Origin of the sequence: Pararhizobium antarcticum, assembly GCF_001885585.1 — a bacterium.
In the GTDB taxonomy this organism is placed as follows: Bacteria; Pseudomonadota; Alphaproteobacteria; order Rhizobiales; family Rhizobiaceae; genus Pararhizobium; species Pararhizobium antarcticum.
On record NZ_LSRP01000074.1, the window covers coordinates 98,963 to 113,862 of the forward strand.

General features: G+C 62.8%; 13 protein-coding genes. 11 read left to right on the top strand and 2 right to left on the bottom strand.

Features of this window, described 5'->3' with window-relative positions:
- Nucleotides 1–84 precede the first annotated feature (84 nt).
- From AX760_RS07885 to AX760_RS07895, 3 genes are all read left to right on the top strand, one after another.
- Nucleotides 85–2,013: a sensor histidine kinase gene (locus AX760_RS07885; RefSeq protein WP_071832429.1), complete on the top strand. Its 1,929-nt coding sequence runs from the start codon at nt 85–87 to the stop codon at nt 2,011–2,013.
- Between the two features lie 4 nt (nt 2,014–2,017).
- Nucleotides 2,018–3,364 (top strand): sigma-54-dependent transcriptional regulator, encoded by a 1,347-nt coding sequence (locus AX760_RS07890; RefSeq protein ID WP_071832430.1) that lies wholly within the window; start codon nt 2,018–2,020, stop codon nt 3,362–3,364.
- 74 nt (nt 3,365–3,438) lie between these two features.
- A complete protein-coding gene (locus AX760_RS07895; RefSeq protein ID WP_071832431.1) occupies nt 3,439–4,326 on the top strand; it encodes a dihydrodipicolinate synthase family protein in 888 nt (295 codons plus the stop codon).
- Nucleotides 4,327–4,332: 6 nt separating this feature from the next.
- On the opposite strand, the gene AX760_RS07900 is transcribed toward AX760_RS07895, so the two are convergent.
- On the bottom strand, nt 4,333–5,523 hold the full coding sequence (locus AX760_RS07900) for a winged helix-turn-helix domain-containing protein (RefSeq protein WP_071832432.1): 1,191 nt from the start codon (nt 5,521–5,523) through the stop codon (nt 4,333–4,335).
- Between the two features lie 132 nt (nt 5,524–5,655).
- Between AX760_RS07900 and AX760_RS07905 the strand changes: the two genes are divergently transcribed.
- From AX760_RS07905 to dxs, 8 genes are all read left to right on the top strand, one after another.
- Nucleotides 5,656–6,333: an energy-coupling factor ABC transporter ATP-binding protein gene (locus AX760_RS07905; protein WP_071832433.1), complete on the top strand. Its 678-nt coding sequence runs from the start codon at nt 5,656–5,658 to the stop codon at nt 6,331–6,333.
- Nucleotides 6,330–6,938, top strand: coding sequence for an energy-coupling factor transporter transmembrane component T family protein (locus AX760_RS07910; protein ID WP_071832434.1), 609 nt, complete (start codon nt 6,330–6,332; stop codon nt 6,936–6,938). Before AX760_RS07905 ends, AX760_RS07910 begins: the two co-directional genes overlap by 4 nt.
- A 25-nt stretch (nt 6,939–6,963) precedes the next feature.
- Entirely contained in the window at nt 6,964–7,530 is a 567-nt protein-coding gene (locus AX760_RS07915) for a biotin transporter BioY (RefSeq protein ID WP_071832435.1), read from the top strand.
- A 280-nt stretch (nt 7,531–7,810) separates the two neighbouring features.
- Nucleotides 7,811–8,737: a histone deacetylase family protein gene (locus AX760_RS07920; protein WP_071832436.1), complete on the top strand. Its 927-nt coding sequence runs from the start codon at nt 7,811–7,813 to the stop codon at nt 8,735–8,737.
- Between the two features lie 2 nt (nt 8,738–8,739).
- Nucleotides 8,740–8,991 carry an exodeoxyribonuclease VII small subunit gene (locus tag AX760_RS07925; protein WP_071832437.1) on the top strand — a complete coding sequence of 84 codons (252 nt, stop codon included), beginning with the start codon at nt 8,740–8,742 and terminating at the stop codon, nt 8,989–8,991.
- 124 nt (nt 8,992–9,115) lie between these two features.
- On the top strand, nt 9,116–10,483 hold the full coding sequence (locus tag AX760_RS07930) for an APC family permease (RefSeq protein ID WP_071832438.1): 1,368 nt from the start codon (nt 9,116–9,118) through the stop codon (nt 10,481–10,483).
- 162 nt (nt 10,484–10,645) lie between these two features.
- A complete protein-coding gene (locus AX760_RS07935) occupies nt 10,646–11,569 on the top strand; it encodes a pirin family protein (RefSeq protein ID WP_071832439.1) in 924 nt (307 codons plus the stop codon).
- A 162-nt stretch (nt 11,570–11,731) separates the two neighbouring features.
- Nucleotides 11,732–13,642, top strand: a complete 1,911-nt coding sequence (dxs, locus tag AX760_RS07940; protein WP_071832440.1) for a 1-deoxy-D-xylulose-5-phosphate synthase — start codon at nt 11,732–11,734, stop codon at nt 13,640–13,642.
- A 31-nt stretch (nt 13,643–13,673) separates the two neighbouring features.
- Here dxs and AX760_RS07945 read toward each other — a convergent pair whose 3' ends face one another.
- Nucleotides 13,674–14,816 carry an OpgC family protein gene (locus AX760_RS07945; protein WP_175552035.1) on the bottom strand — a complete coding sequence of 381 codons (1,143 nt, stop codon included), beginning with the start codon at nt 14,814–14,816 and terminating at the stop codon, nt 13,674–13,676.
- Nucleotides 14,817–14,900 lie beyond the last annotated feature (84 nt).

Consider the following 14,900-nt stretch of genomic DNA (forward strand, 5'->3'; position numbering starts at 1 on the left):
AATGCTTTAACCAGACATCGAAATCTCCGATGAGCTCATTCGTGCGGAAATCCGCACACGACTATTTACAGTCCGTGCAGAAATATGCACAAATCTCCCATGTTTTTTTCCCTCCCCGCCCGGCTCTCGCCACCCGATCCCTTGCGCACAGGCATTCGCCGTTCGTGGATCATCTTCGGCCTTGTCTGCCTGGTGGCCGTCGTCGCGAGCCTTGCGGTCAGCGGCGAGATCGGAAAGCGCCGCGCCGAGACATCGGTGGCGCAGCAGGCGCGGATCGATGCAAGCCTGAATGCCGCTTTGTTGCGGACGGTGCTCGAAAAATACCGGGCCCTGCCCTTCGTCCTGTCCAGGGACAAGGACCTTGCGGCGACCCTTGCCGGCGGCAGCGCAGGCGAGCGCGATCAGCTCAACCGCAAGCTCGAAACGCTGTCGGCGGGAACGCAGGAGTCCGTCATCTATGTCATCGGGCCGGATGGCATCGCGATGTCGGCCAGCAACTGGCGCGAACCGACGAGCTTCGTCGGCAATGACTATCGCTTCCGGGCCTATTTCCAGGGCGCCCTGAACGACGGCCGGGCAGAGCATTTCGCGTTGGGCAGCGTCAGCAAGAAACCCGGGCTCTACATCTCGCAGCGCATCGACGGGGAACGCGAGGGTAAAAAAACGCCGCTCGGCGTCGTCGTCGTCAAGGTCGAGTTCGATGCCGTCGAGGCCGACTGGGCCGCATCCGGCACGCCAAGCTATGTGATCGACGATCGCGGCATCGTGCTGATCACCAGCATTCCCTCCTGGCGCTTTATGACCATCGGCAAGATCCCCAACACGCGTCTCGTGGCGATCCGCGAAAGCCTGCAGTTCGGCGATGCGCCGCTGCAGCCGCTGCCATTCGACACGGATGGGTCTCTAGACGAGCGGGCCGAGCGCGTGCGCATCGTCATGCCCGGCGATACCGGCAAAGCCGAGCGCGTGCGCATCGTTATGCCCGGCGATACTGGAAAGACCCGCTTTCTCGAGGTCGGCCTGCCCGTGGCGGAAACGCCCTGGCAGTTGCAGCACCTGGCGCCGCTCGGACCGACCATCGACGCCGGCATGCGCGAGGCGCGCCTGTTGGCGATGCTGGCCCTTCTGCCTGTTGTGGCGGGGGCTGCCCTGCTTTTGCGCCGGCGCCATGCCACCGCGCTGCGCCTCGACAGGGAAGAACGGACGCGGGCTGAACTCGAACGTCGCGTCGAAGAACGGACGATCGATCTCAGCCGGGCGCGCGACCGGCTGCAAGCGGAAATCAACGACCATCGCAGCACCGAAAGCCGCCTGCAGGCGGTGCAGCAGGATCTCGTCCAGGCCAACCGCCTGTCAATCCTTGGTCAGGTCGCGGCTGGCGTCGCGCATGAGATCAACCAGCCGGTGGCGACGATCCGCGCCTTTGCCGACAATGCACGGACCTTTATCGATCGCGGCCAGTTGACACCGGCCGTGGACAATCTCGAAAGCATAGCAGCGCTGACCGAGCGGATCGGTACGATCACCGACGATCTCAAGACCTTTGCCCGCAAGGGACGCATCGCCGCTGCGCCGACCGACATCGGCAACATCATCGATGGCGCCCTGATGCTGCTGCGCAGCCGCTTTGCCGGGCGCATGGACAGGCTCGACATCGCGCGGCCCTCGCCCGATTTGAAAGTGATGGGCAACCGCATTCGCCTGGAGCAGGTGCTGATCAATCTCGTCCAGAACGCGCTGGAAGCGGTGGCGCCCAAGGCAGCCGACGGGCGGGTCGCCATCACCGTCGACGAGGACGGGGACAGCGTGACCGTGACGGTATCCGACAATGGCCCCGGCATCGCGGCCACCATCCGCGACAACCTGTTCACGCCGTTCAACACCTCCAAGGAAAGCGGGCTGGGGCTCGGGCTGGTGATCGCCAAGGACATTGTCGAGGACTATGGCGGCCGGATCGACGTTTCGAGCGACAGCGACGGCAGCCGCTTTGCCATTCATCTGAAGAGGGCCTGATACCATGGACACGCCAATTCCCGTTGCGCTGATCGACGATGACCGGGACCTGCGCCGCGCCACCATGCAGACGCTGGAACTCGCCGGGTTCTCGGTTTCGTCCTTTGCCAGCGCCAAGGCAGCCTTAGAGATGCTGTCGCCGGATTTCGAGGGGCCCGTCGTCAGCGATATCCGCATGCCTGAAATCGACGGGCTGCAGCTCTTTGCCAGACTGAAGGCCATGGATGCGGATCTGCCTGTAATCCTGATGACCGGACATGGCGATATTCCGATGGCCGTGCAGGCGCTGCAGGCCGGGGCCTATGATTTCATCGCCAAGCCGTTTCCGGCCGAACGGCTGGTGCAGAGCGTGCGACGGGCGGCCGAGAAGCGGCGGCTCGTCCTGGAAAACCGGGCGCTGCGCCATGCGGCCGAGGCTGCGCAGGATGGCCTGCCGCTGATCGGCCAGACGCCGGCGATGGAAAACCTGCGCAGCATCCTGCGCCACATTGCCGATACCGATGTCGACGTGCTCGTGGCCGGCGAAACCGGCAGCGGCAAGGAGGTCGTTGCCCAGACGCTGCATCAGTGGAGCCGGCGCCGGCGCGGCCATTTCGTAGCCCTCAACTGCGGCGCGCTGCCCGAGACAGTGATCGAGAGCGAGCTTTTCGGCCATGAGGCCGGCGCCTTCACCGGTGCGCAGAAAAGGCGCATCGGCCGGATCGAGCATGCCAGCGGCGGCACGCTGTTTCTCGACGAGATCGAAAGCATGCCGGCCGCGACACAGGTGAAGATGCTACGCGTGCTGGAAATGCGCGAGATCTCGCCACTCGGCGTCAACGAGGTGCGGCCGGTCGACCTGCGTGTCGTCGCAGCCGCCAAGATCGATCTCGGCAATCCGGCCCTGCGCGGCGATTTCCGCGAGGATCTCTACTACCGGCTGAATGTCGTGACGATCTCCATCCCGCCGCTGCGCGAACGGCGCGAGGATATACCGTTGCTCTTCCTGCATTTCGCCGGCCGCGCCGCCGCCCGCTTCAACCGGGATATCCCGGACGTCTCCAATGCCGTGCGCCAGCATCTGATGACGCATGCCTGGCCGGGCAATGTCCGTGAACTCTCGCATTTCGCTGATCGCGTCGTGCTGGGGCTGGAGGGCGGCAAAGCTGCACCCGCCGCGCCCGAACCATCCGCAGGAACCCTGCCGGAACGGCTCGAACGCTACGAGGCCGACATGCTGCGCGAGGCCCTGTCGGCCCATGATGGCGACGTGCGCCGCACCCTCGAGGCGCTGGGCATTCCGCGCAAGACCTTCTATGACAAGCTGCAGCGCCACGGGATCAGCCGAAGCCTCTATGCGGCGGGCAAGTAAAAGCGGCATGCCGTCATCGGAGATCGGCTCCGGCTTTCCGCCGACATGCCAGCGACCATCATGGAGAGTAGATCTTGAAACTGTTTCATGGCCTCTGCGCCTTTCCACCGACGCCGACCGATACAGAAGGGCGGGTCGAGATCGAACCGCTGCACGGTCTCTTGGACCGAATCTACACGTCCGGCGCGGATTCGATCGGCCTCCTCGGCAGCACCGGCGGTTATGCCTATCTGTCGCGCGACGAACGCAGCCGCGCCGTTCAGGCCGCCGTCGATTGCGTTGCCGGCCGCAAGCCTGTCATCGTCGGCATCGGGGCTTTGAGGACCGACGCGGTTCAGGCGCTGGCACGGGATGCCGGCGCGGCCGGCGCAGACGGTCTGCTGCTTGCGCCCATGTCCTACACGCCGCTCACCGAGGAAGAGGTGTTCCAGCACTTTTGCGCCGTCGCTGGCGTCACCAGCCTGCCGATCTGCATCTACAACAATCCGGGCACAACGAAATTCACCTTCCGCCCGGCGTTGATCGCCCGTCTCGCGGCCATTCCCGGCATTGCTGCCGTGAAAATGCCCTTGCCGGCCGACGCGGATTTTTCCGGCGAACTGGCCCTGCTGCGCGCGCAAACCCGGCCGGATTTCAGCATCGGCTACAGCGGCGACTGGGGGGCCGCAGACGCCCTGTTGTCCGGCGCCGACGCCTGGTACAGCGTCGTGGCCGGTCTGCTTCCCACGCCTGCGCTGCAATTGACGCGCGCCGCACAGGCCGGCAATGCTGCGGAAACACAGCGCCTGAACGCGACCTTCGAGCCGCTCTGGTCCTTGTTCAGGGAATTCGGCAGCTTCCGGGTGATGTATGCGATCGCCGCCTGTCTCGATCTGTGTCGGTGCGCGCCGCCGCGTCCCGTATTGCCGCTGTCGTCCACGGATTACGGCCGGGTGGAAGAGGCATTGCAGCCGTTCCTGTAGAACATGCTACCCCTGCCAGCCGTCGAGAAAGCGAACGCTCTCGACGCCGGTGAATTTTGCCAGCCGCGCCAGCTCTGCCGCGAGCCGATCCAGGCGCCCGGTGGATGGCTTGACGCCGGGCTCCCACCAGAGGCGCTTGACATCCAGCGTGCCGGCCTTGCGATCGGCTTTCATGTCGATGCGGCCAACGAGGCGGTCGGCTTCAAGCAGCGGAAAGACGTAATAACCGTATTCGCGCTTGGCCTCTGGCACGAAGACCTCGATGCGATAGAAAAACCCGAACAGGCGTTCGGTGCGGTTCCGGTCCCGGATCAGGGGATCGAAGGGGCTGAGAACGCGGATCCGGGCGGGCGGATCGACCAGCGTGCCGAGCGTGTCCGGGAACCCCAGGAAGGCATAGGACGGGCGCGGCTTGCCGCCGTCGGCCGGCGCAATCAGCACCTCGCAGAGTTCGTCGCGATGGGCCACCACCCAGTCCTTGGCCTCTTCGGGCGACACAAGCGCAAAAAATGCCGCGATCTCGCCATGGGTGGCAAAACCGAGACGGGTCAACGCTGCGCGGCAGCACCAGTCGATGAAGGCGGCTTCGCTGACTTCCGGCGCATAGTGATGGGCGGGCAGAACGCGCTCGGCAAGGTCATAGACCTTCTGGAAATTGCGGCGGCCGGCGATGGCGAGCTTGCCGGTGTGCCAGTAGAATTCAAGCGCCGTCTTGTTGGGGTGCCAGTTCCACCAGCCGCCGGACTTGTGGTCGGCGACCTTGATATCGCGCGACATGGTGGGTCCGTTGTCCGTGATGCGCTGCAAGGTCTCCTCGAAGGCCGCGTCAAAACCCTCGCCGTGCCACTTGCGCCAGCGCTCCCGCAGAACCAGTTCGCGGCGGACAAAGCGATGTTTCCAATAGGCGAAAAAGGCGCTCGGGATGATCGAGGCATCATGCGTCCAGTGTTCGAAAAGCGCACCGTCCTTTTCCAGAAGCTCGCTCAGGTCCTCGCGGCGATAGGTCTGGTTGCGGGAAAACAGGATCTGGTGATGGGCTCGCTCGATCGTCTGGATGCTGTCGACCTGGACGAAACCAAGATCCTGGATGAGCGCCAGCAGGCCCTGCTTGCCAAGCGCACGGTTGGGCGCGGCCGCAAGCCCCTGGCGGTTGAGGAAGATCAGGCGCGCATCGCGGTTGGAGACGAGAATCGACATATGTGCAATCTACGCAGATGTTCACTTTTTGTTCAAGAGCAAGACATATCGGTTTACGGCAAGATGCATGGCCGATTTCCATTCGGTGAAAATTCGTCCTATAGAGCCCCGATATCGCGCGGGAGATCACGGTTGGACATATGCTTTGCCGATTCCACGGTCCGTTTCGGGGATCGCATCGCGCTCCATCCGCTGACGCTGACATTGCGCGAGCGGCGCATCGGCATCATCGGTCTCAACGGTTCCGGCAAGACAACCTTTGCCCGGCTGATCAACGGTCTCGTGAAGCCGACTTCCGGCTCGGTCACGGTCAACGGACTGGATACCGTCACGGACGACAAGGCGGTGCTCGGACAGGCCGGTTTCATCTTCCAGAACCCGCAGAACCAGCTCATCCTGCCGATCGTTTCCGAGGACATTGCACTCGGGCTCAAGGGACGCGGGCTTTCAAAGGCGGAGATCGAAGCGCGGACGCAAGCCGTTCTCCTGCGGTTCGGCATCGGCCATCTCGGGTCGCGGCGGGTGCATGAGTTGTCCGGCGGCGAGCTCCAGCTTGCCGCGCTGGCGTCCGTTCTTGTGACTGCACCGGATATCCTGATCATGGACGAGCCGACCAACCAGCTCGACATCCGCAACCGCGCTCTGGTTGGCAGAACCATTGACGGGCTGGACGAGCATGTCATCGTCATCAGCCACGATCTCGACCTGATCGCCGATTTCGACAGGGTGCTTTTGTTTCACGAGGGCCGGCTGTGCGGGGACGGGCCGCCGGCGAAGATGGTTGAACTTTATCGCGAGATCGCGGCATGAAGACACTTTACGTGGACGGCAACACCGCCCTGCACAGGCTGTCGCCGCGGGTGAAACTCGCCGGGCTGATGCTGGCCAGCATCCTTCTGTTCCTGACACGCTCGCCGCTTGCGCTCGGCACGGCGCTGGCGCTTGCGATTTATCTCTACGCCATGCTGCCGCTCGGGTTCAAAGTGTCGCTGCATCGACTACGTCCGGTGTTGTGGACGATCGCCGTGGTCGCGCTGTTCAGTTTTCTCGTCCAGTCCGCCGAAGAAGCCACCGTCGCGCTGCTGCGGCTGAGCGTGCTGATGCTTTTGGCCGCATCCGTGACCGCGACGACGACGGTCAGCGCCTTTATCGAGGTTGCGACGGAGGCCGCGCGGCCGCTGGAACGCATGGGTCTCGTCAACGCGGCCGATATCGGCCTTGCGATCGGGCTGGTGATCCGCTTCGTGCCGGATATCACGGGTCATTACCAGTCGGTCCGCGACGCCCATCTGGCGCGGGGCATCAAGCTACGGCCGTTGACGGTGGTGGTTCCGCTAATCATTCTGACCCTGAAGAGTGCCGATGAGGTGGCGGGCGCCATTGACGCGCGGGGCATAAGAAATCAAAAGGCATAGACCTGCAACGTAAGGAATCGCTTTTATGAGCACGAGAGACCTCGTTCTGACCGCCCTTTTCACCGCCATCATCGTCGCTCTCGGCCTCGTGCCTCCGGTCAGCGTGTCGCTGGTGCCCGTGCCGATCCATGCGCAATCGCTCGGCGTCATGCTGGCGGGGCTGATCCTCGGCGCCAAGCGCGGAACAGCCGCCGTTCTCCTGTTCCTGCTTCTGGCTGCGATCGGGCTGCCGGTTCTTGCAGGCGGACGGGGCGGGCTTGGCGTCTTCGTGGCTCCTCCGGCCGGCTATCTCGTCGGCTTCGCGTTTGCTGCATTCGTCGCGGGGTTCCTGTCGGAGCGCTTCGTTAACGCCCGCCAGTCGGGGTTTGCGCAGATCAGCGGCTTTTTTCTGGCCGCGGTCGTCGGCGGCATTCTGGTGGACCATCTCATGGGTGTGCTCTGGCTCGCCTACGGCCCGACAGGTCTCGGCCTCACCAAGGCAACGATCGGTACGCTGGCCTTCGTTCCGGGCGATATCCTCAAGGCGGGCATCGCCGCGCTCGCCGCCCGCGCGGTTCTGGCCGGCTATCCGTTGCTTCCTCACCGGGCTTGATGGTCGATGTTTGGCGGCCTTGCTTTCCGTCATCCCGGACTTGTTCCGGGATCCAGCGACCCGACGTCTGTCGGGTCAAAAGACTCTTTTCGCCCAAAGACTGGGGCGACTGGATTCCTGTGACGAGCACAGGAATGACGGAGATTGGAGAATGTCTCTTTTCCAATCACCAGACATTGCGGCGCACAGAATGCAGGTTTGTCGTCTTCCCCTGTTGAAAACAGCCGGCCGTTCTACCTATCCCATGGACCTTGAAACCCCCAGCGCCTAGGTTTCCCCCATGACAACCATCCTCTACGAAAACCCGATCTTCCTGGAACACAAGGTGCCGGACGGCCATCCGGAGCGGCCGGACCGGCTGAAGGCGCTCAATCTTGCGCTGGAGCACGAGAATTTCCAGCCCCTGACGCGCCTTCAAGCGCCGCAGGCGAACGAGGACTATGTGCTTCTGGCGCACCCCGAAGCGCACCTGCGCACCGTCATGTCGGTCATTCCGGAAGAGGGCATCAATTCTTTCGAGGCAGACACCCATGCAAGCCCCGCCAGCCTGCAGGCGGCACTGACCGGTATCGGCGGAGCGATCGCCGCCGTGGATGCGGTGTTTTCCGGCAAGGCCGACAACGCCTTCGTCGCGTCGCGCCCGCCTGGCCACCATGCCGAGAAGAACAAGGCCATGGGCTTCTGCTTCTTCAACAATGTGGCGATTGCCGCCCGCCACGCCCAGCAGAAACACGGCGCCGAGCGTGTCGCCATCGTCGACTGGGACGTGCATCACGGCAACGGCACGCAAGATATCTTCTGGGACGATCCGTCGGTGCTGTTCTGCTCGACGCACCAGATGCCGCTTTATCCCGGCACCGGGGCCAAGCACGAGACCGGCGCCGGGAACATCGTCAACGCGCCTTTGTCGGCCAATACCGGCAGCGACCATTTCCGCGAGGCGTTCAAATCGCGGGTGCTGAGTTCGCTCACGGACTTCAAGCCCGATTTCATTTTGATCTCGGCCGGCTTCGACGCCCACCACCGCGATCCGCTGGCACAGATCAATCTGGTGGCCGACGACTTCGACTGGGTCACGGCGCGGCTGATGGAACTGGCCGATCGCACGGCCGGAAACCGGGTCGTCAGCCTGCTCGAAGGCGGCTATGACCTCGAGGGACTGGCCGAATCGGCCGCCATCCACATCCTGCGCCTGATGAGAGGGTAATCATGACCACCGCACCGCAAATCGATGTTTCCACCCTCTCGTTCGAAAAGGCCGTCGAGGAACTTGAGGCGATCGTCTCGGCGCTCGAGCGCGGCGACGTGGCGCTCGACAAATCCATCGAGATCTACGAGCGCGGCGAAGCGCTGAAGAAACATTGCGAGGCCCTGCTGAACGCTGCCGAAAACCGCATCGAGAAGATCCGCCTCGACAGGGCCGGCAAACCTGCTGGAGTGGAACCGCTCGACGGGGCCTAAGGGGCGGTCCGGGAAAATCCCGGACCTCTGTTCGAATGCCTCCTTCACTTTGCATTTCAAAAGGCTAGTTCCCATCAGGTGAGCAGCCGTGCCGGTCATGATCGGCATGTGAAGGGAGATACAAATGGCAACGACGGAATCGGGCACAGCGGGAAAACAACCTGAGTTGAAACGGGTGATGGGCCCGGGGCTGTTGCTGCTGTTCATCATCGGCGACATTCTCGGCACCGGCATCTATGCCCTGACGGGACAGGTTGCTGCCGAAGTCGGCGGTGTCGTCTGGCTGCCCTTTCTGGTGGCCTTTGTCGTCGCCCTTCTGACGGCCTTCAGCTATCTCGAACTGGTGACGAAATACCCGCAGGCAGCCGGTGCAGCGCTCTATACGCACAAGGCCTTCGGCGTCCATTTCCTGACCTTCATCGTCGCCTTTGCCGTGATGTCGTCCGGCATCACATCGGCTGCGACCGCATCGCGGGCCTTTGCCGCAAATTTCTCTGCCGGCCTTGGAATGGACATGGGCGAAGCCGGTGTCATTGCGGTTGCGGTGCTTTTCATCGCGCTTGTTGCGGCGATCAACTTTCGCGGCGTCGGCGAGAGCGTTAAGCTCAATGTCGTGCTGACCGTGATCGAGTTGAGCGGGCTTTTGCTGATCATCGCCATCGGCTTCTGGGCGATCGGCCATGGCCAGGGCGATGTCTCGCGGATCTGGACCTTCGTGCCGCCGGAAGGCAGCAGCGGCGTCTTCTGGCCCGTCGTCGCGGCAACCACGCTCGCCTTTTTCGCCATGGTGGGCTTCGAGGACTCCGTCAACATGGCGGAGGAGTGCAAGAACCCCAGCAAGATCTTCCCGAAGGTGCTGCTGGGCGGTCTGCTGATCACCGGTGCGATCTACATGCTTGTCTCGATCTCGGCGATCACGCTGGTTTCGGCTGAAGATCTTGGCGAAGGCGAAACGCCGTTGCTGAAGGTGGTTCAGGCCGGGGCACCCGGCTTTCCGATCAGCATTTTCGGCCTGATCACCATGCTCGCCGTCGCCAATTCGGCACTCATCAACATGATGATGGCAAGCCGCCTGCTTTACGGCATGGGCCGCGAGGGCGTCATTCCGGCAGTGCTCGGGCGGGTCCACAAAAGCCGCCATTCGCCCTATATCGCGATCCTGTTCACGACGGCGCTGGCCATTGCGCTGATCACCCTTGCTGGCGGCGTGCCGGAACTCGGCGGCACAACGGCGCTTTTGCTGCTCTGCGTCTTTGCTGTGGTCAACATCGCCGTGCTGGTGCTGCGCAGGGACACGGTCGAGCACAAGCATTTTCGCACGCCAACGATCGTGCCGATCCTCGGTGCGATCACCTGCGCGTTCCTCGCCGGGCCCTGGACAGGGCGCGAGCCGGTGCAATATTTCATTGCCGCCTGCCTGATCGGGCTCGGCGTCGTTCTCTGGCTGGCGACGCTCGGCATCATGCGGCGAACGGAAAAGGCGGCGGGATAGACGCCGGGCGCGCAAATATGAGGCATCGGCAACATGCTTCGGCATGATTATGATCGGATCAGCCGCCCGATGATCTGGGAGACGATCAGTCAACGACTGCAACCATTGTTGACCGATATAGAGACGGCCATGGCTGCGAATGGAAAATAGGAGTTGTAACCCATGTCCTTCTTCCCCGGAAACGATCCGAGCGTCGGCGATGCACCGGCCTGCGATGCGATCGAGCATCTGATCATTCCGCGCACCAGCGACATCGGCAATCTTCAGGTGCGCCGGGCGCTGCCAACGGCCAAGCGCCGGCTGGTCGGGCCGTTCATCTTCTTCGATCGCATGGGCCCGGCCCTTCTTAAAGCGGGCGAAGCGCTGGACGTGCGACCGCATCCGCATATCGGGCTGTCCACAGTCACCTATCTCTTCGACGGCGAGATCAAGCATCGCGACAGTCTCGGCACGGAAATGGTTATCGCGCCGGGCGACCTCAACCTGATGACCGCCGGGCGCGGCATCGTGCATTCGGAACGCTCCCCGGAAAACCTGCGCGGAAAACCGCAATCGATTTCGGGCCTGCAGACCTGGCTTGCCCTGCCCGACCAGTATGAAGAGATCGCCCCAATTTTCGCGCATACAGAGAAACGCGATCTGCCGGCGTTTTCCGACAGGGGTCTGCAGGGCCGCATCGTCATCGGTTCCTTCGAGGGCATGGGATCGCCGGTCTCGGTGTTTTCCGATACCCTCTATGTCGATCTGACCATCGAAGCCGGCCGGAGCGCGCCGTTTGCTGCACAGTGGGAGGAACGTGCGCTCTATATTCTCGAGGGCGAGGCGATCATTGCCGGCGACCATTTCGCCAGCAACCAGCTTCTCGTCTTTCGCCCGGGCGACGAGATTACCGTCACCGCTGGTGCGCAGGGGTGTCACATCATGCTGTTCGGTGGCGCGGCCATGGGCTCGGCCCGGCATGTCTGGTGGAATTTCGTTTCTTCCTCCAAGGAGAGGATCGAGCAGGCCAAGGAAGAGTGGCGCAGCGGCCGCTTCGACATCGTGCCCGGAGACGAAGACGAGTTTATCCCTTTGCCCGAACGGTAATATTCGTTAAACTCCCTGTTTGTATCGCGACAAAAAACCGCTTTTGCAATCGATGGTGATTGTGTTTAAAGACGCTTTTTGCGGATATTCATCAGGAAACGCGTCTCATGAAAGGCGCGGGAATGAAGGCCTTTCAGCGTGACACAACTGCCAGTCAATCCGATGCCGGCGACCCCTCTGCTCGATCAGGTGCACATTCCTGATGATCTCAAGAAAATCGACGACAAGGATCTGCCGCAGCTGGCGACGGAACTGCGCGCCGAAATGGTCGATGCGGTGTCGCGCACCGGCGGGCATCTGGGCGCCGGGCTTGGCGTCGTCGAACTGACAATCGCCATCCACAAGGTGTTCAACACGCCGCATGACCGGCTGATCTTCGATGTCGGCCACCAGTGTTATCCACACAAGATCCTGACCGGTCGCCGCGACCGGATCCGCACGTTGCGCCAGGAAAACGGCCTGTCCGGATTTACCCGCCGCGCCGAGAGCGAATACGATCCCTTCGGTGCCGCCCATTCGTCGACATCGATTTCCGCTGGCCTCGGCATGGCGGTGGCAGCCGACCTGTCGGGTGAGCATCGCAACGTCATTGCCGTCATCGGCGACGGTGCGATGTCGGCCGGCATGGCCTATGAGGCGCTGAACAATGCCGGCGCGCTCGATGCACGGCTGATCGTCATCCTCAACGACAACGACATGTCGATCGCGCCGCCGACCGGTGCGATGAGCGCCTATCTGGCGCGGCTTGCCTCCGGCCGGACCTATATGGGCTTCCGCGATCTCGGCAAAAAGCTGACCGCCTATCTCGGCAAGACGGTGGACCGGGCGATCACCCGCGCCGTCGAACATGCGCGCGGCTACGTCACCGGCGGTACCCTGTTCGAAGAACTGGGTTTCTACCATATCGGCCCGATCGACGGGCATTCCTTCGAACACCTGCTGCCGGTCCTGCGCAATGTCCGCGACAATTCCAAGGGCCCGGTGCTGATCCATGTCGTGACGCAAAAGGGCAAGGGTTATCCACCGGCGGAAGCTGCGGCTGACAAGTATCACGGCGTCAATACGTTCGACGTGATCACCGGTGCGCAGGCCAAGGCCAAGCCGAACGCACCCGCCTATACTTCGGTTTTTGCCGAAGCGCTGACGCAGGAAGGCGGCTTCGACGACAAGATCGTCGCGGTCACCGCGGCCATGCCGTCCGGCACGGGGCTCGACAAGTTTGCGCTCGCCCACCCCTCGCGCTGCTTTGATGTCGGCATTGCCGAACAGCACGCGGTGACGTTTGCCGCCGGCCTCGCCTCCGAAGGCTACAAGCCCTTCTGTGCGCTTTACTCGACCTTCCTGCAGCGCGGCTACGACCAGGTGGTGCACGACGTGGCGATCCAGGGTCTGCCGGTGCGCTTTCCGATCGACCGCGCCGGCTTTGTCGGCGCCGACGGCCCGACCCATGCGGGCGCGTTCGATACGACCTATCTCGCCACCCTGCCCGGTTTCGTGGTCATGGCGGCTGCCGATGAGGCGGAACTGAAGCATATGGTGCGCACCGCCGCTGCCTATGACGACGGGCCTATCTCGTTTCGCTATCCGCGCGGCGAAGGTGTCGGCGTCGACATGCCCGAGCGTGGCCAGATCCTGGAAATCGGCAAGGGCCGGCTGGTGAAGCAGGGTTCCAAGGTGGCCCTGCTGTCCTTCGGCACGCGGCTTGCCGACTGCCTGCTCGCCGCCGAGGACCTCGATGCGGCAGGCCTGTCGACGACGGTTGCCGATGCGCGCTTTGCAAAGCCGCTCGACCACGCGCTAATCCTTCAGCTGGCGCGCCACCATGAGGTGCTGATCACGATCGAGGAAGGTGCCGTCGGTGGTTTCGGGAGCCATGTGATGCAGTTTCTCGCCCATGAGGGCCTGCTCGACAGCGGCCTCAAGGTTCGCCCGCTCGTGCTTCCGGATATGTGGATGGAACAGGCCAAGCCCGAGGTCATGTATGCCAAGGCCGGCCTCGACCGCGCCGGCATCGTCGCGACGGTGTTCAAGGCGCTCGGCCAGAAGCAGGTCGGCGTCGGAGTTGCCGGCTGAAGGCTGCACCGGCCCATCCCGCCCAAGGCGTCTAGCGCGTCGCGCCTTTGGCTTCGGCAGGGGCTGGGTGCGACCGTGACAGGGACGTGCAATTCTTGCGGGCTTCCAGATACTGGCCGACAACCAGTTGCAGCAGAACGCCCGCCGTCATCAGAAGGATCTGTTCGGGAAGCGTCAGCGAGCGCGGCAATCCCATGCTCACGGTCATCAGATCCGAAAGCAGGAGACCGGTGATGAAGACCGGCATGCTGTGGCGCCCGATCACGCAGATCGGCTGCAGGAAAGACCCGTCGGCCAGACGCCGGACCGCCTCGATGTTCCAGAGCACGTAGACGATGGCGATCGCATTGACGAGCCGCAGGATGCCGTCATTGGTCTTGCTGGTCATCGCGCGGTAAAGCCATTCCGACGGTGGCTCAATGAAATGAAAGTGGAACAGGATGTTGGCGGGAACTGCCAGAACACAGAAAGCCGCCGCGGCAATAAACAGGGCACGGTTGTAAGGCAGTGCCGGCCGGCCGGTCTTGAGGCGGACGCCGATGACCAGGCCGATCAGGAATATAAGCTGCCAGGACAGCGGGTCGAAGTACCAGTGTCCTTCCGGAAGCGCCGTGTTCACGAAATTGACATGGCCGAAACCGGCACCCAGCCAGACGAGCAACGACCCGCAAATGAGCAGTTTCGGCGCGCGGTCGTTCAGATAGAGGAACAGCGGCACGCAGGCGATGAGGATCACATACATCGGCAGAATGTCGAAATTTCCGGGCATATACCGCAGCAGAAAAATCGACGCGAGATTGCCCAGCGGATCGCTCCAGAAGCCCGTCAGACCGAGAATCGCACTCGCCTGCGCAAAGATCGGCAGATCCTTGGCCAGGCCGACGGAAAACAGGCCGACCAGTCCGACAAGCAAGGCCACATGAACCGCGTAGATCTTCCCCGCGCGCCGCAACGGCTTGGCCGCCAAAGACGGAAAATCAAGCGCGCCACCGCGTGGATAATAGGCCAGGGCTGCGGAAATGCCGGCCATCAGCACGAACAGTTCCGATGCGTCGGCGAAGCCGCGGGAATGCTGCAGCCCTTCCGAAAAGCTGAAACTCGAATGGCCGACGAAGATCAGGAGCAGCGACAGCCCCCGAATCAGATCAATTCTGTTTTCCCGCGCCTTGACCATGCCGATGCCAATTTCCTGCTGCTTCCTCCATGCCCGTTTTTCCGGCATTTATCGAGCGGTGTTTGATTTTCCGGTTAACGCAGG